This window comes from Stenotrophomonas sp. Ker107b (assembly GCF_053847245.1).
The window spans coordinates 483,725-507,261 of record NZ_JBSPHX010000001.1; the positions used below are offsets into that span (position 1 = coordinate 483,725).

20 protein-coding genes and 1 pseudogene are annotated in these 23,537 nt (G+C 66.8%); 1 reads left to right on the forward strand and 20 read right to left on the reverse strand.

All coding sequences use genetic code 11. The features are described from left to right. Window positions 1–34: 34 nt before the first annotated feature. From ACWV8V_RS02360 to ACWV8V_RS02455, 20 genes and pseudogenes are all read right to left on the reverse strand, one after another. Window positions 35–697, reverse strand: coding sequence for a ribonuclease HII (locus tag ACWV8V_RS02360; RefSeq protein WP_455898850.1), 663 nt, complete (start codon window positions 695–697; stop codon window positions 35–37). Continuing rightward, window positions 694–1,866: pseudogene (gene lpxB, locus ACWV8V_RS02365) on the reverse strand (lipid-A-disaccharide synthase); the annotation flags it as partial. The gene ACWV8V_RS02360 and the pseudogene lpxB, both read right to left, overlap by 4 nt. Before the next feature lie 104 nt (window positions 1,867–1,970). Further along, window positions 1,971–2,762: an acyl-ACP--UDP-N-acetylglucosamine O-acyltransferase gene (gene lpxA / locus ACWV8V_RS02370; RefSeq protein ID WP_259260138.1), complete on the reverse strand. Its 792-nt coding sequence runs from the start codon at window positions 2,760–2,762 to the stop codon at window positions 1,971–1,973. A gap of 19 nt (window positions 2,763–2,781) precedes the next feature. Continuing rightward, complete coding sequence (fabZ, locus tag ACWV8V_RS02375; protein ID WP_019184406.1) at window positions 2,782–3,237, reverse strand: 3-hydroxyacyl-ACP dehydratase FabZ; 456 nt, start codon at window positions 3,235–3,237, stop codon at window positions 2,782–2,784. Then, entirely contained in the window at window positions 3,234–4,256 is a 1,023-nt protein-coding gene (gene lpxD, locus ACWV8V_RS02380; RefSeq protein WP_455898851.1) for a UDP-3-O-(3-hydroxymyristoyl)glucosamine N-acyltransferase, read from the reverse strand. The genes fabZ and lpxD overlap by 4 nt, the downstream gene beginning before the upstream one ends. 566 nt (window positions 4,257–4,822) lie before the next feature. Next, complete coding sequence (bamA, locus tag ACWV8V_RS02385; RefSeq protein WP_455898852.1) at window positions 4,823–7,189, reverse strand: outer membrane protein assembly factor BamA; 2,367 nt, start codon at window positions 7,187–7,189, stop codon at window positions 4,823–4,825. A gap of 73 nt (window positions 7,190–7,262) precedes the next feature. After that, the gene (gene rseP, locus ACWV8V_RS02390; RefSeq protein WP_455898853.1) at window positions 7,263–8,621 is read right to left on the reverse strand and encodes an RIP metalloprotease RseP; all 1,359 of its coding nucleotides are present in this window, start codon (window positions 8,619–8,621) and stop codon (window positions 7,263–7,265) included. Window positions 8,622–8,655: 34 nt separating this feature from the next. Continuing rightward, entirely contained in the window at window positions 8,656–9,846 is a 1,191-nt protein-coding gene (locus ACWV8V_RS02395; RefSeq protein WP_455898854.1) for a 1-deoxy-D-xylulose-5-phosphate reductoisomerase, read from the reverse strand. A gap of 2 nt (window positions 9,847–9,848) precedes the next feature. Continuing rightward, window positions 9,849–10,673, reverse strand: a complete 825-nt coding sequence (locus ACWV8V_RS02400) for a phosphatidate cytidylyltransferase (RefSeq protein ID WP_123728763.1) — start codon at window positions 10,671–10,673, stop codon at window positions 9,849–9,851. Continuing rightward, window positions 10,670–11,440: a polyprenyl diphosphate synthase gene (gene uppS / locus ACWV8V_RS02405; RefSeq protein ID WP_455898855.1), complete on the reverse strand. Its 771-nt coding sequence runs from the start codon at window positions 11,438–11,440 to the stop codon at window positions 10,670–10,672. Before uppS ends, ACWV8V_RS02400 begins: the two co-directional genes overlap by 4 nt. Window positions 11,441–11,445: 5 nt before the next feature. Then, window positions 11,446–12,003 carry a ribosome recycling factor gene (frr, locus tag ACWV8V_RS02410; RefSeq protein WP_123728764.1) on the reverse strand — a complete coding sequence of 186 codons (558 nt, stop codon included), beginning with the start codon at window positions 12,001–12,003 and terminating at the stop codon, window positions 11,446–11,448. A gap of 98 nt (window positions 12,004–12,101) precedes the next feature. Further along, window positions 12,102–12,830 (reverse strand): UMP kinase, encoded by a 729-nt coding sequence (pyrH, locus tag ACWV8V_RS02415; protein ID WP_123728765.1) that lies wholly within the window; start codon window positions 12,828–12,830, stop codon window positions 12,102–12,104. 134 nt (window positions 12,831–12,964) lie between these two features. After that, on the reverse strand, window positions 12,965–14,464 hold the full coding sequence (locus ACWV8V_RS02420; RefSeq protein ID WP_455898856.1) for an HDOD domain-containing protein: 1,500 nt from the start codon (window positions 14,462–14,464) through the stop codon (window positions 12,965–12,967). A 192-nt stretch (window positions 14,465–14,656) separates the two neighbouring features. Further along, the gene (gene tsf / locus ACWV8V_RS02425) at window positions 14,657–15,535 is read right to left on the reverse strand and encodes a translation elongation factor Ts (RefSeq protein WP_088433310.1); all 879 of its coding nucleotides are present in this window, start codon (window positions 15,533–15,535) and stop codon (window positions 14,657–14,659) included. Between the two features lie 127 nt (window positions 15,536–15,662). Continuing rightward, complete coding sequence (gene rpsB, locus ACWV8V_RS02430; RefSeq protein ID WP_346467597.1) at window positions 15,663–16,517, reverse strand: 30S ribosomal protein S2; 855 nt, start codon at window positions 16,515–16,517, stop codon at window positions 15,663–15,665. Window positions 16,518–16,731: 214 nt separating this feature from the next. Then, window positions 16,732–17,412, reverse strand: a complete 681-nt coding sequence (locus tag ACWV8V_RS02435; RefSeq protein WP_455898857.1) for a fimbrial biogenesis chaperone — start codon at window positions 17,410–17,412, stop codon at window positions 16,732–16,734. A 379-nt stretch (window positions 17,413–17,791) separates the two neighbouring features. Then, complete coding sequence (locus tag ACWV8V_RS02440) at window positions 17,792–18,856, reverse strand: Csu type fimbrial protein (protein ID WP_455898858.1); 1,065 nt, start codon at window positions 18,854–18,856, stop codon at window positions 17,792–17,794. Next, on the reverse strand, window positions 18,853–21,198 hold the full coding sequence (locus ACWV8V_RS02445; RefSeq protein ID WP_455898859.1) for a fimbria/pilus outer membrane usher protein: 2,346 nt from the start codon (window positions 21,196–21,198) through the stop codon (window positions 18,853–18,855). The genes ACWV8V_RS02440 and ACWV8V_RS02445 overlap by 4 nt, the downstream gene beginning before the upstream one ends. Window positions 21,199–21,205: 7 nt before the next feature. Continuing rightward, on the reverse strand, window positions 21,206–21,952 hold the full coding sequence (locus tag ACWV8V_RS02450; protein ID WP_259260153.1) for a fimbrial biogenesis chaperone: 747 nt from the start codon (window positions 21,950–21,952) through the stop codon (window positions 21,206–21,208). Window positions 21,953–21,960: 8 nt separating this feature from the next. Then, on the reverse strand, window positions 21,961–22,485 hold the full coding sequence (locus ACWV8V_RS02455; protein ID WP_259260154.1) for a Csu type fimbrial protein: 525 nt from the start codon (window positions 22,483–22,485) through the stop codon (window positions 21,961–21,963). A gap of 265 nt (window positions 22,486–22,750) precedes the next feature. Between ACWV8V_RS02455 and map the strand changes: the two genes are divergently transcribed. Then, complete coding sequence (gene map / locus ACWV8V_RS02460; RefSeq protein WP_123728774.1) at window positions 22,751–23,524, forward strand: type I methionyl aminopeptidase; 774 nt, start codon at window positions 22,751–22,753, stop codon at window positions 23,522–23,524. Window positions 23,525–23,537 lie beyond the last annotated feature (13 nt).

A 23,537-nucleotide genomic window follows, 5' to 3' on the forward strand; every position in this document is an offset into this window, starting at 1 on the left:
TGCCGTGCCGGGCGGCGCCCAGCCGTTGCCGCGCTCAGGCGGGGAGGCTGCTGCGGTCGGGTTCCAGGCATGCGCGGACGGGGGCGAAGCTGCGGCGGTGCTGGGGGCAGGGGCCGTGGTTGCGCAGGGCGGCGAGGTGGGCGGGGGTGCCGTAGCCTTTGTGCTGGTCGAAGCCGTATTCGGGGTGGGCGTCGTGCAGGGTCTGCATGAAGCGGTCGCGGCTGACTTTGGCAAGGATCGAGGCGGCCATGATGGCGCGGTCGAGGGTGTCGCCGCCGATCAGGGCCTGGGCCGGGCAGGGCAGGCCTTTGGGGACGACGTTGCCGTCGATGCGGGCGAACTGGGCGACGTGGGCGACGCCTTCGACGGCGCGGCGCATGCCGAGCATCGTGGCCTGGTAGATGTTGAGGGCGTCGATTTCGCCGACGTCCACCATCACCACGTGCCAGGCCAGGGCGCGGTCGAGGATCTTGTCGTAGAGCTGGTCACGGCGTGCCGCGGTGAGCTGCTTGGAGTCGTCCAGGCCGTTGAGGCGCGGTCGGTCGGGGCAGAACACCACGGCGGCGACCGCGACGGGCCCGGCCAGCGGGCCGCGTCCGGCTTCATCCACGCCGGCCACGTAGCGCGGGGCGACGGTGGCCAGGGCGGCGCCGTCGAACAGGGCCAGTGAAGCGGCGGCGGCGTGGCGGCGGCTCATGCGGTGCGGTCGCGGTTGGGGCCGCGTTCGAGCAGCTCGGTGACGGCGTCGGCGGCGCGCGCCGAGGCGTCGCGACGCAGTTGCAGATGCAGGTGCTCGTACGTGTCCTGCAGGTCGATCACGCGCTGGGGGTGGTCGAACCACTGCAGGATGGCGGCGGCCAGTTTGTCCGGGATGCAGTCGTGCTGCATCAGCTCCGGAGCGAGGTCCTTGCCGGCGAGGATGTTGGGCAGGGCGAAGCGGTCGACCTTGAGCAGGCCCAGCGCTTTGACGATGCGGTAGGTGAGTTCGGCCACGCGGTAGCCGACCACCATCGGGCGTTTGACCAGCATCGTCTCCAGCGTCGCGGTGCCGGAGGCGAGCACAACCACGTCGGCGGCGATCATCGCGGTACGGGCGTTGCCGTCGAGCAGGTGCGAATGCGCGACCGGCAGCGCCGAGGCGGAGAGTTGCTCGCTGATCAACTGGCGGCAGGCGGCGTTGGCGGCCGGGACCACCACGTGCAGGCCGGGAATGCGTTCGGAGACCTGCCAGGCCGCTTCGAAGAACGGTTCGCCGAGCTTGCTGATTTCCCCCAGGCGGCTGCCGGGCAGTACCGCCAGCACCTTCGCGTTGGAGGGCAGGCCGAGCTCGGCACGCGCCTGTTCGCGGTCGTTGTGCAGAGGGATGTCGTCGGCCATCGGGTGGCCGACGAAGCGGGCGTCGATGCCGTGCTTGGCATAGATCGGTGGTTCCATCGGGAACAGGCACAGCACCAGGTCGGCGCTGGCCCCGATCTTCTCGGCACGTTTTTCGCGCCAGGCCCAGACCGAGGGGCTGACGTAATGGACGGTGCGGACGCCACGTTCTTTCAGCCAGCGCTCGACGCCGAGGTTGAAGTCGGGCGCGTCGATGCCGATGAACACGTCCGGCTGCCACTCCAGCGCACGCGCGCGGAACTCGCGGCGCAGTTTGAGCAGGCGCGGCAGGTGGCGCAGGATTTCGGTCAGGCCCATCACCGCCAGTTCGCTGGCATCGAACCACGTCTGGCAGCCGGCGCTGCGCATGGCATCGCCGCCGATGCCGGCGAATTCGGCGTTCGGGAAGCGCAGGCGCAGTTCGCGGACCAGGCCGGCACCGAGCAGATCGCCGGAGGCTTCGCCGGCGACCAGGGCGATGCGCACCGGGCGCTCGGAGGTGCGCAGCGCCAGCGTCTGTTCGACGCTGGTCGCCATCGCAGCGAGCGGGATGATCTCGGCGGTCGTGATGCCCGGGGTCTGCCCGCCTGGACCCGTCATCGCAGCAAGGGCCTCTCGGCGCTTTCGATGAAGTCCAGCAGGTCCTTCACGTCGGCGCTGTGGCTGGCCTGTTCGGCCAGCTGCACCTTGGCTTCGGCCAGCGGCAGGCCGGCCACGTACAGGGTGCGGTAAGCGCGCTTGATGCTGGCGATGCGTTCGGCATCGAAGCCACGGCGTTTGAGGCCTTCGCTGTTGATGCCGCGCGGGCGGCCCAGACTGTCGCTGCCGACCATGGTGAACGGCGGAACGTCGCCATTGGTCAACGCGCCCATGCCGAGGAAGGCGTGGGCCCCGATGCGGCAGAACTGGTGGGCACCGGCGAAGCCGCTGATGATCACGTAGTCGCCCACGGTGACGTGGCCGGCCAGCGTGGTGTTGTTGGAGAACACGCAGTGGCTGCCGACGTGGCAGTCATGTGCCACGTGGGTGTAGGCCAGCATCCAGTTGTCGTTGCCGACCGTGGTGATGCCGCCGCCACCGGCGGTGCCGCGGTTGATGGTGACGAATTCGCGGATGACGTTGTCATCGCCGATCACCAGTTCCGTGCGTTCGGCCTTGTACTTTTTGTCCTGCGGCTCGCCACCGATCGCGGCATGGCCGATGAAACGGTTGTTGCGGCCGATCCGGGTCGGGCCGTGGATCGAGCAGTGCGGACCGATCTCGGTGCCGGCACCGATTTCCACGTCCGCGCCGATCAGGCAGAACGCACCCACGCGCACATCCGCAGCCAGCGACGCCGACGGGTCGATGACCGCGGTGGGGTGGATGAGAGGGGCGTTGTCACTCATTGCAGATCTCCTGCCTGGATCATTCGCGGGTGCCGGCGCACAGCACTTCGGCGCAGGCGACGATTTCGCCATCGACCTTCGCCACGCAGTCGTACACCGCCATGTTGCGGATCACGCGCTTGATCTCCACGTGCATTTCCAGCACGTCGCCGGGCACGACCTGCTTGCTGAAGCGCGCCTTGTCGACCTTGACCATGTAGAACAGCTTGGACTGCGCATCGCGGCCCAGGGTGAGCTGGGTCAGTACGCCACCGGCCTGGGCCATGGCTTCGATGATCAGCACGCCGGGCATGATCGGCTGGCCCGGGAAGTGGCCCTGGAAGAACGGCTCGTTGATGCTGACGTTCTTGGTGGCGACGATCTTCCGGTTCTCGAAATCGAGCGAGATCACCTTGTCCACCAGCAGGAACGGATAGCGGTGCGGGATCAACTGCTGGATCTGGTTGATGTCCGGCAGATTCTGGTTGTTGCTCATTCCTTCTCCTTGCTCACAGACAGGATGCGCCGGGCGAGCGCATCGAGCTGCTTGAAGCGCGCGGCATTTTTACGCCACGTGCGGTTGTCGGTCAGTGGGGTGCCGGAGGAATACTCGCCCGGCTCATGAATGGAGTTGCGCACCACCGATTTGCCGGTGATGACGACCTTGTCGCAGATTTCGAGGTGACCGACGACGCCGACGGCGCCGCCCAGCAGGCAGTAGCGGCCGATCTTGGCGCTGCCGGCGATGCCGGTGCAGCCGGCGATGGCCGAGTGGGCGCCGATCTGGACGTTGTGGGCGACCTGCACGAGGTTGTCCAGGCGCACGTCGTTTTCGAGCACGGTGTCTTCCAGCGCGCCGCGATCAACGCAGGTATTGGCGCCGATTTCGCAGTCGTCGCCGATGCGCACGCCGCCGAGCTGGGGCACCTTGATCCAGTGGCCGGCGTCCATGGCCAGGCCGAAGCCATCGGCACCGAGCACGGCGCCGGGATGGATGCGCACGCGCTTGCCGAGCTTGACGCGGGTGACCAGGGTGACGCGGGCGATCAGTTCGCAGCCGGTCTCCAGGGTGCAGTCTTCGCCGATGATGCTGCCGGGGCCGACGATGCAGTTCTCACCGACAACGCTACGGGCGCCGATGGTGACGAACGGGCCGATGTGGGCACTGGCAGCGACCTGGGCGTCCGGATCGATGCAGGCGCTGGGGTGGATCCCCGGGGCGCGCGGCGGTGCGATGTCGAACAGGGCGGCGATCTTGGCGAACGTGGTATACGGGTCCTTGGCGACCAGGGCGGCGCCGGGCGCGGCCTCGGCATCCTCGGCGCGCAGCACGACGATGGCCGCTTGGCTGTCGGCCAGCTGCACGCGGTAGCGCGGATTGGCCAGGAAGGTGAGCTGGCCAGGGCCGGCATGGGCGAGCGTAGCCACGCCATGGATGGCGGTGCTGCCATCACCATGGACCTGCAGGCCAAACTGCTCGGCGAGTTGCTGGGCGGTATAGGTAGGAGTGTTCACCGGGGGAGTTTACCGTGTGCTGCCGAAACGGTCATGCGGGGCGGGGGTTTTGGGGTGGGTGTGTCGGTTTGCTGTGGCTCCGGCGCCTTGGTTGCCATCGCGCGGGGTCGTGACGGGCAGCCCTGGCCAGGACGCGCCGTAAACCCATCCTTGGGGGCTCGTGGGCCGCATCCATGCGGCCCAACGGTCCTGGCCAGGGCTGCCCGCCACGACCCCCGACGGTTCAGCGCGAGCGCGGCAGGTTAGTGCCGGCCGCTGGCCGGCTCTCGATGATCCCGGAGGTTCGTACCGACCAACGGTCGGCACCTACCCAAAGCGGCATCGAACGATAAGTCCCAACCCAAAGCGGCATCGACCAATGATTGGTTCGAACCCAAATCGGAACGGACGCATGATCGCTCCGGGTCCCAAAACGAAAACGCCGGGCAAAGCCCGGCGAATGCGTACCGCGTCTGGTGGAGAGGCCCCCTTCTGTTAAGGGGGCCGCGCCGACGGCGCGGGGGATAGGAGGAATCGTTGGGCCCCAAGGTTTGCTGCGCAAACCTTGGGCAATTCACCTTAGGCGGTCAGAACTGACCGCCAAAGGTGAATTGCAGACGCTCCACCTCGTCGCCATCTTCCTTCTTGAGCGGGAAGGCGTAGCTGATCGAGATCGGGCCGACCGGGGCGCGCCACAGCAGGGCCACACCGGTGGACACGCGCAGTTCGTTGGCCTTGAAGTTGTCCACGCCGGTATAGACGTTGCCGAAGTCCACGAAGGCCGAGATGCGGGCCGACGGGCTGTCGAACAGGCGCGGGAAGTAGGCTTCGACCGAACCGACGGTCTTGAGCGAGCCACCCAGCGGCTGGCCGCGGTTGTAGCTCAAGGTCGGTTCCGAGCGCGGGCCCAGGGTGTTGTCTTCGAAACCACGCACCGAGTTGGTACCACCGGCGTAGAAGTTCTCGTAGAACGGCAGGCCCGAGGCGGTCACGACGCGGGTGCTTCCATCCGGGTTGGTGATCACACGGGAGGTGTCATTGCCGTAGCTGTCGCCGTAGCCGACTTCGGCGCGGGTGTTGATGACCAGCTGCGGGATGATCGGCCAGTACTTGGAGAACTGGTAGTTCAGCTTGTAGTACTCGACGGTCGAACCCGGCAGCGTGGTCTCCAGACCGACGCGCTGGTAGGTACCGCGGGTCGGCATGAAGTAATCGTTACGGGTATCACGCGCCCAGCCCAGCTCACTGCGCCAGGAGTGGAACGTGCGCTGGCCGATGGCATCGATGTAATCGATGATCGCCTGCGGGGTCGAGCCCTGGTAAGTGGTGATCTGGTTGCTGTCGATGCCCACCATCAGCGAGACGGTGTCGTTCTCGGTGATCGGCACGCCGAAGACCACCTGCGCGGCACCGTTGGTGCTGTTGTACTGCGCGGTGTTGAAGTCGGAGTAATCCAGTTCGCGCCAGGACAGGTTGTAGCCCAGCGAGACGCCGTCATCGGTGAAGTACGGGTTGGTGTAGCTGAAGCCGTAACGCTGCAGGTAGCTGCTGCGCGAGGCTTCGACCGACACGCGGTTGCCGCCGCCCAGGAAGTTGTTCTGCGACAGCTGCACCGAGGTGGTCATGCCGTAGGACTGCGAATAGCCCAGGCCGAACACGAAGCTGCCCGAGGTGGTTTCCTTGACGTTGTAGACCACGTCGACCAGATCGTTGCTGCCGGTGACCGGCGGCGTTTCCACGTCGACCGATTCGAAGTAGCCCAGGCGCTGCAGACGGATCTTGGAACGGTCGATCGCGGCCTGCGAGTACCAGCTGTTCTCGAACTGGCGCATTTCACGACGCAGCACTTCGTCGGAGGTGCGGGTGTTGCCCTTGAAGGTGATGCGGCGCACCGACACGCGCGGGCCGGGAACGACCTGCATGTTGATGGCCACCGTGCGGTCGGCACGGTTGCTGGTCGGAATCGGGTTCACCTTGGCGAAGGCGTAACCGATGTTGGACAGCGAATTGGTGATCTGGTCCGAGCTGAATTCCAGCAGCGCACGCGAGAACGTATCGCCGGACTTCTGGATCACCATGCGCTCGACATCTTCCTGCGGGAGGATGGTGTCGCCGGTGACCTTGATCTCGGAGATCTTGTACTGCTCACCCTCGGTCACGCCGGCGGTGATGAACATGTCGCGCTTGTCGGGGCTGATCGAGACCTGGGTGGAATCGATGCTGAAATCCACGTAGCCGCGGTCCAGGTACCAGGAGTTCAGCTTTTCCAGATCGCCGGACAGCTTTTCCTTGGAGTACTGGTCATCGCGGCGGTACCACGACGCCCAGTTGTGCTCCTTCGATTCCCAGGTTTCCAGGATGTCTTCGGAGGCGAACTTCTCGGTGCCGACCAGGTTGACGTGCTGGATCTTGGCGGCCTTGCCTTCCTTGATCGCAATGGCGATGTCCACGCGGTTGCGGTCCAGCGGGCTCACCGTCGGGGTGATGTCCACGTTGTATTTGCCACGGTCGTTGTACTGGCGGCGCAGTTCCTGCGTCACGCGGTCCAGGCTCAGGCGATCGAAGGTGCCGCCCTCGGTCAGGCCGATGTCGCTCAGGCCCTTGAGGAGCTGGTCGCTCTTGATGTCCTTGTTGCCGGTGACGGTCAACTTGTTGATCGCCGGGCGTTCCTTGACCGTGACCACGAGGATGTCGCCCTGGCGGTCGAGCTGGACGTCTTCGAAGAAGCCGGTCTTGTACAGCGCACGGATGGTTTCACCGACCTTGTTGTCGGTGATGGTGTCGCCACGTTCCACCGGCAGGTAGGTGAACACGGTACCGGAGGTGATGCGCTGCAGACCATCCACGCGGATGTCGCTGACGGTGAAGGGCTCGGCTGCCTGCGCCAGGGCGGGCGCGCCGAAACCGGCAACGAGTGCGAGGGCCAGCAGGCGGCGATTGGGGAGTCGCGTCATGTCACGTCCGGTTGGAGTCGATTTCAACATTGCGGGATGCCGGCGCATAAGACGACGACAAAAGGATAAAAGTTCATCGCGGGACCAGACCAAGGATGTCGTTGTAGAACGCCAATCCCATCAGTCCGGCCAGCAGGGCCAGGCCGACATACTGTCCGGCGGCCATGGCACGCTCGCTCAGCGGGCTGCCCTTGACCAACTCGATAAGGTAATACAGCAGGTGCCCGCCGTCCAAGATGGGGATGGGCAACAGGTTGATGATGCACAGGCTCAGGGACAGCAAAGCCAGGAAATACAGGAACCAGTCCAGGCCGCGCTTGGCCGAGACATTGGCGACCCGGGCGATCGTGACCGGCCCGGAAATGTTCTGCAGCGAGGCATTGCCGGTGACAATGCGTCGCATCATGCCCAGCGAATCGCCGGCCATGCGGGCGGTTTCACGCAGGGCGACCGGGACTGCCGCAAACGGCCCGAACTTGAGTTCGGCGTCATACGCGGGGGCATGGGTCTCGGGGAAGCCGATGCCGATCTGCCAGGTGGCCTGGCCGTGGCCATCCACGCCCTGGCGGGGGGTGATTTCCAGCGCCAGCCGTTCGCCGCCGCGCAGGACGTCGATCATCCCGGGGCCGCCACGCTGGCCCAATGCGGCGACCTGGGCCGGTACCTGGTCGGCGCCTTCGATGCGCTGGCCGTCCACGGCTACGATCAGGTCACCCGGAACAAGCACGCCTTGGGCGGCGCCATCGGGCAGCACTTTGTCCACCAGGGCCGGCTGCAGCCAGAACTGCCAGCTCAGGCCGGCCAGCTGCGGCACGCGGCGTTCATCGAAGCCGGCGGGCAGCTGCGACAGCGGCACGGTCCGGGTGCGGGGTTGATCCAGGCCATCCAGCACCTCGACCTTCGCATCCTGGCGGTCCATGGCCGCCGTGGTCAGCGCCATGCTGGCCTCACCGGCGGTGGCCACGCTGCGGCCGTCGACCTTCACCACGCGGTCGCCGGCCTGCAGCCCGGACGTCTGGGCCATGCCGGTGGTGCGTCCGATGGTGGCCGAATAATCCTGTTTGCCGATCACGAACATCGCCCACAGCAGGGCGATGCACAGGATCAGGTTGGCGGCCGGACCGGCGGCGACCACGGCGATACGCTGCCAGACGGTCTTGTGGTTGAAGGCCTGGCCGCGCTCGGCCGGGTGCACCTCCACCTCGCGCTCATCCAGCATCTTCACGTAGCCGCCGAGCGGGATGGCGGCGATCGCGAATTCGGTGCCGGCGCGGTTGCGGCGCGACCACAGCGGCTTGCCGAACCCGACAGAGAAGCGCAGCACCTTGACCCCGCAACGGCGGGCGACCCAGTAATGACCGAATTCGTGGAAGGTCACCAGCACGCCAAGGCTGACGATCATCCACCAGACGGATCCGATGAAATCACCCATGGTGATCAGCGCTGTTAAGGGACGTGTCGGGCATTCAGGCGTGGTCGATAGCGGCTTGGGTGATCTGGCGGGCGCGCTGATCGGCGGTCAGCAGGCCCTCCAGTGTATCGGCGGACTCGGTCGACAGTGTTGACAGAGCGTTAGCGACCAGCGTTGGAATGGCAAGGAAAGCTGCCCGCCCCTGAAGAAACGCTGAAACAGCGACTTCATTGGCCGCATTGAGGATCGCCGGGGCGGTGCCGCCGGCGGCCATGGCCTGCCAGGCAAGCTTCAGGCAGGGGAAGGCGTCGGTATCCGGCGCTTCGAAATCCAGCCGGCCCTGGGTGAGCAGATCCAGCCCGCCGACCCCCGATTCGATCCGCTGCGGCCAGCCCAGGCCGACGGCCAGCGTGGTGCGCATGTCCGGCAGGCCCATCTGGGCCAGGGTCGAGCCGTCGACGAACTCGACCAGGGAATGCACCAGGCTCTGGGGATGAACCAGCACGTCGATGCGCTCGCCGGGCACGTTGAACAGGTGGTGGGCCTCGATCACTTCCAGGCCTTTGTTCATCAACGTCGCCGAATCGACCGAGATCTTCGGGCCCATGGACCACTTCGGGTGGGCAACGGCCTGGGCCGGGGTGACCTGGGCGAGCTGCGCACGGCTGCGGCCACGGAAGGGACCGCCCGAGGCGGTCAGGATGATCCGGCGTACACCGGCCCCGTCCAGGCTGGCATCGCGCGAGCGCAGGCACTGGAAGATCGCGCTGTGCTCGCTGTCGATCGGGATGATCTCGGCACCGGCGGCAGCGGCCTGGCGCATCAGCAGTTCGCCGGCGAGCACCAGCGATTCCTTGTTGGCCAGCAGGATGCGCTTGCCGGCGGCGGCGGCGGCCAGGGTCGAGGACAGTCCGGCGGCGCCGACGATGGCCGCGACGAGCGTGTCGCACGCGTCGCTGGCGGCCAGCTGATCCAGCGCCGCGGCGCCGGCGTGGGCCTGGGTGGCCAGGCCGGCGCCGCGCAGGCCGTCGCGCAGAGCGGCGTACAACGACGCGTCGGCGATCACCGCATGGGCCGGGCGGTGCGTGGCGCACAGCGCGACCAGCGCGTCCACCTGCCGGCCAGCCGCGAGCACGGTGACCTGGTAGCGGTCCGGATGACGCGCGATCACATCCAGCGCGGATGCGCCGATGGAACCGGTGGCGCCGAACACGGCGACCTGGCGGGGGGCGGAAGCGCTGGACATGGTTAGAACCCGAAAATTTCCTTGCCGAGTGCGAACACCGGCAGGGCGGCGAGCACGCCGTCGATACGATCGAGCACGCCGCCATGGCCCGGAATGATATGGCCCGAATCCTTGGCACCGGCGTGGCGCTTGATCAGGCTCTCGTACAGATCGCCCAGCACCGAGGCGAACACGGTGACCACGGCGGTGATGACCAGGCCGACCAGGTGACCGCTGTCGATGCCGGCCAGCCAGCCGAAGCCCAGCGCCACGATCAGGCCGGCGACCATGCCGCCACCCAGGCCTTCCCAGGTCTTGTTGGGGCTGATGCGCGGGGCCAGCTTGGTGCGGCCGAAGGTGCGGCCGGCAAAGTAGGCGCCCGAATCGGCGGCCCAGACCACGGCCAGCGCGGTCAGCAGCCACAGGTGGCCGTTGTCACCGCTGGCATGGATGAGCACCAGCGAGGCCCAGGCCGGAACGATCGCCAGCGTGCCGGCCAGCAGCTTGAGCGCACGCGCCGGGCTGCTCGGGCTGGCGCCGAAGTTGAAGAAGCGCAGCCACAGCAGCGCCAGCAGCCACCACCCGATGCCGACCAGTGCGGCGATCTGGTACAGCACCAGCGAGCCTGCATCGGCCCACACGATCAGCACCATCAGCACCAGGTTCAGCACCAGCAGGACGGTGCGGGCGAGGGTGTCTTCGACGTCGGCCAGCTTCAGCCATTCCCACAGCCCGATCAGGAACACGGCGGCGGCGGCGGCGGCCAGCCACTGGGTCGGCAGCATGAGGATGGCGAGGATGGCGACCGGCGCCATGATCAGCGCGGCGATGACTCGGGTCTTGGTCATGGGGAAGAGGTCTCGGTGGCCAAGGCGGCGATCTGGGCGCTGGTCAGGCCGAAACGGCGTTCACGCGAAGCATAGGCATCGATCGCCTCCTGCAGGACGGTGGCATCGAACTCGGGCCACAGTACGTCGGTGAACCACAGTTCGGTGTAAGCCAGCTGCCACAGCAGGAAATTGCTGATGCGGGTATCGCCGCCGGTGCGGATGAACAGGTCCGGCGGCGGCAGGTCGGCCAGCGCTACCCGGCTGCTCAGCATTGCTTCGTCGATCTGCTCGGGGAGCAGGCGACCGGCCGCAACCTCGGCGGCGAGCTCGCGTGCGGCGCGGGCGATGTCCTGGCGGCCGCCGTAGCTGGCAGCGATGCTCAGGGTCATCGCACGGTTGCCGGCGGTGCGTTGTTCGGCCAGTTGCATGCGGCTGACCAGCCCGGCGCCGAAGCGCTCACGCTCGCCGATGAAACGTACGCGCACGCCACGGCGATGCAGCTCGTCCACTTCGCGGTCGAGCGCATTGAGGAACAGCTTCATCAGCGCGTCGACCTCATCGCTCGGCCGGCCCCAGTTTTCACTGGAGAAGGCGAACAGGGTCAGCGCGGCGATGCCGTGGTCGAGGCAGAAATCGATGGTGCGGTTGACCGCGCGCGCGCCGGCACGATGGCCGATCACGCGCGGGCGACGGCGCTTCTGCGCCCAACGCCCGTTGCCATCCATGATGATGGCAACGTGGCGCGGGATGGGCGCGTCAGAACTGCTGGTCGGGGCCTGGGACATAGGGCTCAGACCGCCATCAGTTCCTTTTCTTTCTCGGCGACAACACTATCGACGTCCTTGATGGACTTGTCGGTCAGCTTCTGGATGTCGTCTTCGCCACGCTTCTTGTCGTCTTCGCTGATCGCCTTGTCCTTGATCAGGCTGGCGATCGCCTTGTTGGCGTCCTGGCGGATGTTGCGGATGGCGATCTTGGCGCCTTCGCCTTCCTTCTGCACCTGCTTGCCCAGCTCCTTGCGGCGCTCTTCGGTCGGCGGCGGCAGGTTCAGGCGGATGACGGTACCGGCCACGTTAGGGGTCAGACCGAGGTCGGAGGCGTAGATTGCCTTCTCGACGTCCTTGATCATGCCCTTGTCGAACAGCGTGATGACCAGCGAATGGCCTTCGGAAACGCTGATCGAGGCGACCTGGTTCAGGGGGGTGTCGGTCCCGTAGGCCTTGACGGTGATGCGGTCCAGCAGGGCCGGGGAAGCACGGCCGGTGCGGATGGAGGTGAGGGTGTGCTTCAGAGCATCGATGCTCTTTGCCATGCGCGTCTGCGCGTCCTGCTTGATTTCGTTGAGCATCGCCCGAATCCTGGATGTCACTGGGAATCGGGCGATTATAGGCGAAGAAGGGTCTTCGCCGGGCCGTTCAGGGCGCAGCCGTGGGCCTGCGCTCAGGCTCAGCTGTTGTCGCGGCCCTGCACCAGGGTGCCGATGTTGTCGCCATGCAGGATCTTGAGCAGTTCGCCCGGCTGGCCCATGTCGAACACGCGCAGCGGCAGATCGCTGTCTCGGGCCAGCGCGAAGGCGGCGGTGTCCATCACTTCCAGGCCGCGGCGGATGACTTCGTCATAGGTCAGGCTGTCGAAACGGACCGCATCGCTGTACTTGTTCGGATCCTTGTCGTACACGCCGTCGACCTTGGTGGCCTTCAGCAGAAGGTCCGCGCCGATCTCGATCGCACGCAGTGCGGCGCCGGAATCGGTGGTGAAGAACGGGCTGCCGACGCCGGCGGCGAAGATGACCAGACGGCCCTTTTCCAGATGACGGATCGCGCGGCGACGGATGTAATCCTCGCAGACATCGTTGATCTTGATCGCGCTCATGACGCGGGCCTTGGCGCCCAGCTTCTCCAGGGCATCCTGCATGGCCAGCGCGTTGATCACGGTGGCCAGCATGCCCATCTGGTCGCCGGTGACCCGGTCCATGCCGCCTGCGGCCAGGCCGGCACCGCGGAAGATGTTGCCACCGCCGATCACCAGGGCCACTTCGGCACCGGCGGCCTGCGCCTCCATCACCTCACGGGCGAGACGGTGGATGACCTTGGGGTCGATGCCGTAGTCCTCGTCTCCCATCAGCGCCTCCCCGGAAACTTTCAACAGGATGCGGCGATAGGCGAGCTTTGACATGGCGATCTCTGGATGCGTGGAAAACGCCCGGATTCTACTGGAAGCCGGGTGATCGGGCAGCATAAATTTGCTGCGCTGCGGCGAATGGCCGCCCGGATCGCGTGGTGGGCCGGGGGCGCCACCGGGGCCTGCGATCAGGCTGGCGCAGTGCCCGGAGAGCGCGCGATGACACGGTTGCGGCCCAGGTTCTTGGAGCGGTACAGCACGTCGTCAGCGGCCTTCAGCAGGTCCTGAACATCGGCGAAACGCTCGTAGCCGCCCTGGGTCGCCACACCGGCCGAGAAGGTCACGAACAGGGGGCCGCTGGGCACTTCGGCCATCGGGGTATTGACGATGTTGGCCAGTACCCGGCGCACCACTTCCAGCGCCACCGGCTCGGTGGTGTTGGGCAGCAGTGCGATGAATTCCTCGCCACCGAAGCGGGCCACCGTGTCGCTGTTGCGCAGCTGTTCCTGCAACTTGCTGGCGAACATGCGCAGGACCTGGTCGCCCATCAGATGGCCGTGCGCGTCGTTGATCTTCTTGAAGTCATCCAGATCGATGAAGGCGACCGACAGCGGCCAGCCATGCCGGGTGGCGCGCAGGAATTCCTGCTCGAGTACGGCTTCCAGCTGGCGGCGGTTGAGCACGCCGGTCAGGGCGTCGCGGTGCGCCTGTTCGGCCAGCCGGTTGGCGCGCGCCTCGAACTCATCGGCGCGCTGGCGGGCCAGGGCGGCGTCCTGCACCTCGCGCAGGTTGCGCAGGGTCGCCAGTTCCTGGGCGTGATCGATCAGCTGCTGGACGCGCGAGGGCGAGAACAACGGGGTCTCGAACAGGGCGCTGATGTCCGGCAGGGACTCGCCGATCCGGGTCAGTACCTGGTCGAACTGGGCACTGTCCAGCCCGAGGGTGGCGTGCACCTGCTGCAGCGCGTGTTCGCGCGCGGCGTCGGCATCGGCGCTGAGCCAGATATCGGCCACGGCGCCGGACAGGGCGACGCAGGCCTGGAAGCTGTCTTCGCCATCAACCGGCGATTCACTGCGCGCGATGCTGTCCACCAGGTAGCGCGGCAGGCCCCACTCTTCGGTGATCCATGCGCCGACATCGGCATGCGTGCACTGCAGCTGTTCGCGCTCCAGCGCCACCAGGGCGTCGTTGTCGGCCGCCTGGCGCAGCAAGGGCAGATACGTGTCCGGTTGGGTCTGGGCGAGAGCGAGGATGCCGATGTCCTGCAGCAGGCCGGCCAGCATCAGCTCTTCGGCCTTGCGCAGGCCGCGGGCCTGGCCGAGCAGGCTGGCGGCCAGTGCGCTGAGAATGCTGCGACGCCATGCACGCTCGCGCAGGTCCTGGCCATCGCCGGCGGCGGTCAGTCCCTGGGTCACGGTAAAGCCCAGGGCGAGCGTCACGGTGGCGTTGAGGCCGAGCATGGTCAACGCCTGGCCGAGGTTCTCGATGCGTCGACGGCTGGCGTACAGCGGCGAATTGGCGATGCGCAGCATGCGGGCACTCAGCGCCATGTCGATGGCGATGATGTCGGCGGCGGTGGTGATGTCCGTTTCCGGGTCCTGCGCCAGTTCGATGATGCGCAGGGCAATACCGGGCGGGGAGGGCAGGTTGCGGCAGAGCGCCAGGGCGGCTGTCAGCTCGGGAGGCATGGCGGGGCTTTCAGTATGTTGAGGCAAGAATACCTGAGGCGCATCACAGTTTTGTCCCTGATTTCTTGCGTCGAAGCGGCAGATCGGTTTGGGAGTATTGCGCTGATCCGGCACACAAAGCAAAGCCAGCGGGCAAAAAAAAGAAGCCGCGGAATCCGCGGCTTCTTTCGTACCACATTCGAGCGGTGAGGATCAGGCCAGGCCGGCCTGCTTCATCACTTCGGCGGCGTAGTCTTCCACCACCTTCTCGATGCCTTCGCCGACCGCCAGGCGCTGGAAGCCGACCACGTCGGCACCGGCGGCCTTCAGGACCTGCTCGACCGACTGGTTGGTGTCCAGCACGTACGGCTGGCCGTACAGGGTCACTTCGTTGACGATCTTGGCGATCTTGCCGCTGATGATCTTTTCCAGGATATCGGCCGGCTTGGACTTGTCCTTGTCGGACATCTTGGCCAGTTCGATTTCCTTTTCCTTGGCAACGAACTCGGCCGGCACATCGGCGGCCTTGTTGTGCGGCGGGTTCATGGCAGCCACGTGCATGGCCAGGCCACGGGCCAGCTCTTCGTTGCCACCGGCCAGCTCGACCAGCACGCCGATGCGGCCGCCGTGCACGTAGGCAGCGACGTTGTTGGTCGATTCCAGGCGCACGATGCGACGCACGTCGACCTTCTCGCCGACCTTGGCGATGACGGCAGCGCGGGCTTCTTCGATCGTCTCGCCGGACGGCAGCTTGGCGGCCTTCAGGGTGTCGATGTCGGCAGCGCCCGAGCTCAGCGCGGTGGCAGCAACGGCCTTGGTGAAGTCCAGGAAGTTGCTGTCCTTGGCGACGAAGTCGGTTTCGGAGTTGACTTCGACCAGCACGGCCTTGCCGCCGTCCTGGGCCGCCACGATGATGCCTTCGGCAGCCACGCGGTCAGCCTTCTTGTCGGCCTTGGCCAGGCCGGACTTGCGCAGCCATTCGGCCGAGGCGTCGATGTTGCCGCCGTTTTCGACGAGTGCCTTCTTGCACTCCATCATGCCGGCGCCAGTGCGCTCGCGCAGTTCCTTGACCAGGGAAGCAGTGATTTCCACGGGATTTCCTCACGAAAGAAAGGGGTTGGGCCGGCATGGTGGCCGGCCCGTGTGACAGGTGTCCTGTCGTCGCGCCATCGGCAGCGGACAGGAACGGTGGGCGCGCTGCGCCCACCGTGGGCCTGGATCAGGCCTGGGCTTCGCCAGCGGCCGGAGCATCGGCAGCCGGGGCTTCAGCGGCCGGAGCGGCAGCAGCCGGAGCAGCAGCCTTCTTGGCCGGAGCGCGGCGGGCCGGCTTGGCTTCTTCGGTGGCAGCAGCGTCGGCGAACTCTTCTTCACGGACGGTGGCAGCGTGCGGAGCAGCCGCCTTGCCTTCCAGCACGGCGTCGGCAGCGGCGCGGGCGTACAGCTGCACAGCGCGGATGGCGTCGTCGTTGCCCGGGATCGCGTAATCGACCAGTTCCGGGTTGTAGTTGGTATCGACGACCGCGATCACCGGGATGCCGAGCTTCTTGGCTTCCTTGATGGCGATGTCTTCGTGGCCGATATCGATGACGAAGATCGCGTCGGGCAGACGGTTCATGTCCTTGATGCCGCCCAGCGAGGCTTCCAGCTTGTCGCGCTCGCGACGCAGGCCCAGCACTTCGTGCTTGACCAGCTTGTCGAAGCTGCCGTCGGTCTCACCGGCTTCCAGTTCCTTCAGGCGGGCAACCGACTGCTTCACGGTACGGAAGTTGGTCAGGGTGCCGCCCAGCCACCGCTGGTTCATGAAGGGCATGCCGCAACGCTCGGCTTCTTCACGGATCGACTCGCGGGCGCTGCGCTTGGTGCCCAGGAACAGGATGGTGCCGCGCTTCTGCGCAACGCTGGAAATGAAGTTCATCGCGTCATTGAAGAGCGGAACGGTCTTTTCCAGGTTGATGATGTGGATCTTGCCGCGGGCGCCGAAGATGTACTGGCCCATCTTGGGGTTCCAGTAACGGGTCTGGTGGCCGAAATGGACGCCGGCTTCCAGCATCTGACGCATGGTGACCTGGGGCATTGCAGTAACTCCTGATAGGGAACCGGCCGCCACGGGTAATAGTTGGGCGGTCCGCCGCAAGGCGGGTGGTTCCGGGGTTTGGCTTCCCTGTCGCTTCCGTGACCGAACTCCTTGCGGAGCACCCCGGCACGGATATGGGCGGCAGGTGTGGATTCACCGGTGACGTCCGGTGTTGACGTGTTCCCTGCTTCGATGAGGCAGGAGATCCGGTCGATTATAGCCCGGCCTGGGCCGGGGCTGCAATCTCGGGCGCGGCGGCGGGCAGGGCAGCCTCTGCTGCGTGGTCCAGGCGGGCCCTGAAACGGCCGCCGGCATAACCATCCGGGCGGGACGGCAGGGCCCAGCTGCGGTGGCTGTGGGGAAGGACGTAGCCCGCCAGCCCATCGATCAAGGGCTGGCGCCGCCCCTGCTCATCCACGAACACCAGGTCAGCCAGGTGCGCGTGGGCGTCACCGTCATTATAGAGGCGCAGCCGGGGAAGGGCCGGGCTGCCTTCAGCAATGACGCGCAGGCGGGAGGTCGGGGGCGTGCCGGTGGCCGCCTCCAGGAAGACCGGCAGTGAGTAGCGGGGCTGTGCTGGGGCCGCGCCGGGCGCGGGGGTGAGGATCAGTCGGTAGCCCTGCTGGGCATCGTGCGGTGCCGCGCCCAGCCGGACGACCCGCAGGCGCTGGCGCCGGCCAGCTGGGATAGCCAGGTGCGCCGGACTGACCGCTACCTCGGTGGCTGGCAGCAGGTGCTCTTCGTCGCCCTGCTGGGTCCAGCGATACAGGCGGGCCTGTCCCGTCCACGCGGTCGGCTCGGGATTGTCCAGCCACAGCGCTGCATGCGCCGGGCCGGCCGGAACGGAGACACTGACCGGCCGGATATCCAGCGCGTGTGCGGGGAAGGTGCACATGCCTGCCAACAGGGCAGCCAGCAGCCGGCGCATCAGTAGGTCACGGTGATGGTGGCCGACGGTGCTCCAGTGGCACCGCCGATTGGCGGGCTCAGCGCCGCGACGTGTGCAGGCACGGGATGGTCGCCATCGCTGCGCTGCCGGGCCGGTTGACAGGCGGCGTCGCGCGCTCCGGCAGCGTGGCAATCGGCCATTATCCGTACGCCGATGCGCAGGGCGCCGGTGCCGGTGCCCGGCCGAGCGGCAGCGGGCGCCGTGGCGCAGGAAGCCAGCAGGCAGGCGAGGACGAGAGCGGGCGGTCGCGCGGGCATCGAACATCGGACGGCAGGGGATGCGACCGTTAGCGGCCAGGAGGGTGGGCTCTTGAGTGCCCGGCCCCTCAATAGGTGATGGTCACCGTGATCAGGTCGCTGTAGCTGCCTTGGGCAGGAATCGCCCCGGTCGTCGGCGGGGCCCGGCCGTAGACGGTGAGCGTCTGCGCGCTCCCGGTGCCGGTGCCGGCCTGGGTGTCGGTGTTGATTGCGTTGCCCCAGCGCTGCGAGCGCGCTGCGTCGCGGTACAACTCGTAGGGGATGTAGTACGCGCTGCTGTCCGGCGCGGTGAAGCGCATGCGCCGGACGTTGCCCAGCGCGTTCTGTCCGTTGCTCAGGCCGATGTTGTAGGCGGTGCGGTTGATGCAGGTCAGGCGGATCGTCGAGGTGCGATCGAGGTTGGCGGTGATCGCGCCGGCGTTGCTGCCGAAATCCATGTCGGTGGTGACGTAGGTGCTGCACTGGGGCAGCACGGTGGCGCTGGTGGTGAAGGTGAACGCATTGGTGGCGCTTTTGGTGCCCGTAACGCCGCTGGCGGCATTGCAGGTCGCCGGTGTTGGCGAGTTCAGGGCCAATCGCTCGTTGTAGGCGTACTGAAGGATGACGTTGGCGCCGGCGTAGCTGCTGGAAAACGTACCCGCCGACAAGGTCTGGGCGGCCGGGATGCGTCCATACAGGGTCACGGTGGTGCTTCCCGAGCCGCCCAGCAAGGGGACCGCGTAGGTCAGATCCGCCACCACTGCAGCCGGGGTCCCCGCCGGTGCCAGGCCCCATGGCGTGGTGCGGTTGGGATTGCTGTAGAGCTGGTAGGCCAGCGTGTCACCGTTGCCTTGTGGTGGCGCGGCGCTGATCGCCATGCTCCGGCTCGGCAGCAGGGTGGTGCCGGTGGTGCCGGTCCCCAGCCCGATGCACATGCGTACCGATGCGGTGGCCAACAGGCTCAGCGCGGCGGTGGAACAGGTGATGGTGATGGTGATGCTGGCATCGGTGACGCCGGTTGCACCGTTGGTGATGGTGCCAAAGGGCAATGTGGTCGGTGCGCTGGCCGTGCAGGTGGTGTCCGCGCGTGCGACGTCGCTGCCCAGCAGCGCGATCAGAAACAGACCCGCCGACAGGAGTGCGCGCAGGCTCATCGGCCGGTACCTGGCAGGCAGCGCAGTGGCCCAATGCGCTGCGGGCCGGTGCTGTTCACGCGCTGCATGCTGAGGGTGACGCTGCAGCGGCCCTGGGGGGTGTCCACCTGCAGTTGGCTGCCGTTGGCCACATCCTCCATGTAGGCCTGGCCGTCGTAGCCGACAGTGACCTTGCGTCCGTCGGGCAGATGCACGTTGCTGCCCACTGCGACCGGGCGATCCTGCCCATCGTGCAGGATCACGTTCAGCGCCCGGGTGCGGCGCAGCCCGAAGCTGACCCCGGTGCCGGCGCTCTGTCGTGGCGTCACCCAGGTATCCACGCGGTCGGCGCGCATGTCCGCCGGCAGATCCAGCGTATCGATGGAGAGCCGGTTGCGCTGCCAGGACAGCAAGGGGGTCACCAGCAGCAGGCCGTTCTTGTCGGTGCTGCCGATCAGCCGGTTTTCCAGGCGTACCGGAATGCCAGCGTACCCATCGGTGGAGACCACGGCGAAGGCATCGGGTACCTCGCGTGCGGCAAATACGTGTCCACCCATCCAGACCACGCTGCCACTGGCGCTGGCGTACCCGTAATCGAGATCACCCTGGCGCGCGTACCCCATCGAGTAGCGCCCGACCCGGTTGAGCCAGCCGAGTTCGGCCAGTCCGCCGGCACCGTCGTCACCGCCGCGCGCCTGCACCCGCCAACCATAGCCGCCTTGGCTGCCGTCGCCCGGCACGGGCTGGGACAGATCGGCGACATACGTCAGCCGCTCGCCGTTGCGCTGCGCTGACAGGCTGCTCTGCCGGTTGCGCCCCAGGGCGGCCGAGACCGACAGATAGACGCTGCGGTCTTCGCTGTCGGTCAGGTTCTGGTTGAACGACAGGTAGGCCGACCAGCGGTCGCCGAAGCTGCGCGACCAGAACAGGCTGGCGTAGCGGTTGTCCTCGCCGTCCGGGTAGCGCAGCCGCAGATAGCTGGCGCTGAGCGAGCCGGCGCGCTGCAGGTTCATGCCCAACGTGGCCTGTTCGCTGATGTCCGGAGGCAGGGTGTCCTGCAGTGCGCCCAGGTCACGGTAGGTGCCATGGGTCCGCCGGGTCAGCAGGTTGATGTTGAAGCGGCGGTTGTTCCAGCTGTAGCCCACAGCGTATTGGCCTCCCTGCAGACCATCGACCCGGCTGTGCGCATAGGCGGCGTTGACCACCCCGGCGCCGCCCAGCAACCACCAGCCCCCCGCGCCGCCATTGATCACGCCGCCACCGCCTTCCACGTGTGCCTCGGCGGTGAACCGGTCGCTGGCGCCATAGCGCCAGGTGGCGCTGCCGATCACCGGCGTTTCGTAGGCGAACGAGCGCAGGCCGTAGTCCTTCCGCATCCGGCCCACGCCGGCCGACCAGTCGGACAGGCCCTTGGCCAGCAGCTGCTGGGTGCCGTAGAAGGCAAAGTCCAGTGTCTGCATCCGGCCGAACGCATCGGTGATCACCACCTGTGCGTTGCCGGTGCCGTTGATGCCGGGCTGTGCGGCCAATTGGAAGGGGCCGATCGGCACCTCGCCGTTGTACTGGCGCAGGCCGTCCACATACAGCTCCACGTTGGACGGGACGACCGCTTCGCCCAGGAAGGTGGGGGTGGGGGTCAGGACGCGGTAAGGCTGCAGGGCATAGTTGCGGCCGATCTGCACACCGCCCATGCGGACCGGCCGACTCCAGTCGACAAAGCCACTGTAGAAATCGCCCACGGTCAGCGACACGGCCGATGCCGGAAAATCCAGGCGCCACGCGGTGTCCAGACGCACGCTCTCCCCGCGCCACTGCCGATCGGCGGGATCCTGGTAGGTACGCAGCAGCGAGCTGGTCTCCAGGACGCCTTCGCCCAGCCCGAACAGACGCAGTTCGTTGGTCAGGGCAAGGTTGCCGCCGCCCTCGTTGTGGCTGCCGTAGACGTCATAGTTGAGCACCATGCCGGGCGAGGCGGCCGCTGCCGGTGCAGTGTCGGCCTCCCGTTCGAGCCGGGTGGTGGGCAGCGACAACTGCTCCAGCGGCACCTCCAGGGCCAGCGTCTGCAGCGCCGCGTCATAGCGCACGACCACCCCGCTGAGGTGCTCCAGCGCGACCGGCTCCTCGCCGCGGGCCGAAAAGCCGAGTTGGCGCAGCGTGGTGCCGGAGGCCATCAGCCGGCCCTGCAGTTCGGTGAAGGGCAGCAGTCCGCGCGGCGTCTGGTTGAGCGTCACCTCCAGATGCAGGGTCTGCGCGGCGGTCAGTGGCGTCGGCGGCGGCAGCATCGCATCGCCCGAGGCGCCAATGTCCGCATCGGCTGCCATCGCGGCGCACGGGGTCAGCGTCGCGGTAAGCAGCATCCGCATGCAGGCCTCAGCGAGCCGGCGGCGCGGCGGGCAGTGGCGTCTGGGCCGACTCGCCATTGATCTTTGCCGAGAACGTGGCGCCCGCCAGGCGGGCGGCCGGAACGTCCAGTGGCCAGCGCATGGTCTGTCCGCCAAGGACGTAACCGAGCAGGCCGGGATGGATGATCTGCGGGCGGTTGGCCGGGCCCAGGCCGATATCGGCCAGCTGCGCGTAACTGCTGCCGCTGTTGTGCACTTCCAGGGCCGGTCGCCCGTCATCCAGGCGTGTCAGGCGCGCCTGCAGGGTGTGTTGGAGCGGGGCATCCTTATCGGGTTGTACGAACACCGGCATCGAATAGCGCAGCACGAACTGCATGCCACTACGGCGCGGATCCACCGTGGGCAGCTCATCGACGATCACCCGGTAGGCGCGTTGCGAGGCGGGCGGGGTCGGTTCGCTGCGGACCACCCGGATCAGCTGCTGCTGGCCGGCAGCCAGCGACTGCATCGGGGGGCTCACCTGGAGATCGGTGGTGGGCAGCAGTTGGTCCTGGCCGGCGTCCTGGCGCCACTCGAAGACCCGCACCTGCACCTGTACGGGCGTGGTGCCGCTGTTGGTCAGCCAGAGCGCATCGGCATTCTGCCGCGGCGTCAGCTGCAGTGAGGTCGGGGCGACCTGCAGACTCGCGGCGGTGGCGCTCCCCATCAGCAACCACAGCCAACCCAGCACCGCACACCCGAGCCGCCCAGGGCGACGCCCTGCGGAAATCGGCATGGCGGTCCTCAATAGGTGATGGTGGCGGTGATCGTGTCCTGATAGTTGCCCGCAGCGGCGTTGTTGACGCTGGGGTTGGCGATCTGGCCATAGACATTCAATGTCTGTGCCAGGCCGGTGCCGATGCCGGCCGTCGTATTGGTGCCAGCGGTGGCCCCCCACACATCGGTGTGCCCCGCATCGCGATAGAGCTGATAGCCCACGAAATTGTTGGCCGTCACGCTGGCGTCGGTGTTCTTCATGCGCCGGGTGGTCACGTCATTGGCGGTGCCCGCGTTGGAGCCGGCATTGAGTGCCACCGTGTAGGGGGTCAGGGCGGAGCACTGCGCGGTGATCGTGCCCTGCGCATTGGACGGGGTAGTCGCGGTAGACAGCGCCGAGCCGAAGTCCACGTCGGTCGCGGCGGCCGCAGTGATCGTGCAGGCCTTGGTGATGATCACCTTCACATTGAAGGTCGTGGTATCAGCCGCGAAGGCCGGGGTGGCGAGGCCGGTCAGGGCCAAGGTGAGCAGGGAAGGGCGGAAAAATCGCATGGGCATCCTCCTTGGACAAAAGTCCTTGCTGAACAACACGATGCTGCCGGACAGTGAAATCGTCTTCACTCTTTTATAGGTTCGGTCTTGTTTGGAGGCCGTGAGATTTGACGGAATCAATGGCCGTTTTCGGCACAAAGTCGCGTTCTGAGACGTTGGTCGCAGTTGTTCAGGGACCTGACTGTGGGAGCCCGCCCAAACCGCGGCTGTCAGCGTTCCACCCGATCCCGTTCAGATTGGCCCCGGATCGGCGATAATGACTCCCATGAGCGTGAATCTGAAAACCCCCGAGGAAATCGAACTGATGCGCATCGCAGGCCGTCTGGCCAGCGAAGTGCTCGACGTCGTCACCCCCCACGTCAAACCGGGCGTGACGACCGAAGAGCTGGACCGCATCTGCCACGACCACATCATCAATGTGCAGAAGGCGACGCCGGCCAATGTCGGTTACCGCGGCTTCCCGAAGACGGTCTGCACGTCGGTCAACAACGTGATCTGCCACGGCATCCCCAGCGAAGCCAAGGTCCTCAAGGACGGCGACATCGTCAACATCGATGTGACCGTGATCAAGGACGGCTGGCACGGCGATACCAGCCGCATGTACTACGTCGGCACGCCGTCGGTCATGGCCAAGCGCCTGGTCGATGCGACCTACGAAGCCATGTGGCGGGGCATCCGCGCGGTCAAGCCGGGCGCGACGCTGGGCGATATCGGCCATGCGATCCAGAGCTATGCCGAAGCCGAGCGCTTCAGCGTGGTACGCGAGTACTGCGGCCATGGCATCGGCAAGGTCTACCACGACGAACCGCAGGTGGTGCATTACGGCCGCCCCGGCCAAGGCCTGGTGCTGCAGCCCGGCATGACCTTCACCATCGAGCCGATGATCAACGAGGGCACCCGCTACAACAAGGTGCTTCCGGACGGCTGGACCGTGGTCACCAAAGACCGCAAGTTGTCGGCGCAGTGGGAGCACATGGTCGCGGTCACCGAGACCGGCGTCGACGTGCTGACCCTCTCGCCCGGCGAATCGCAGGTCTGAGCATGCTGCCGGC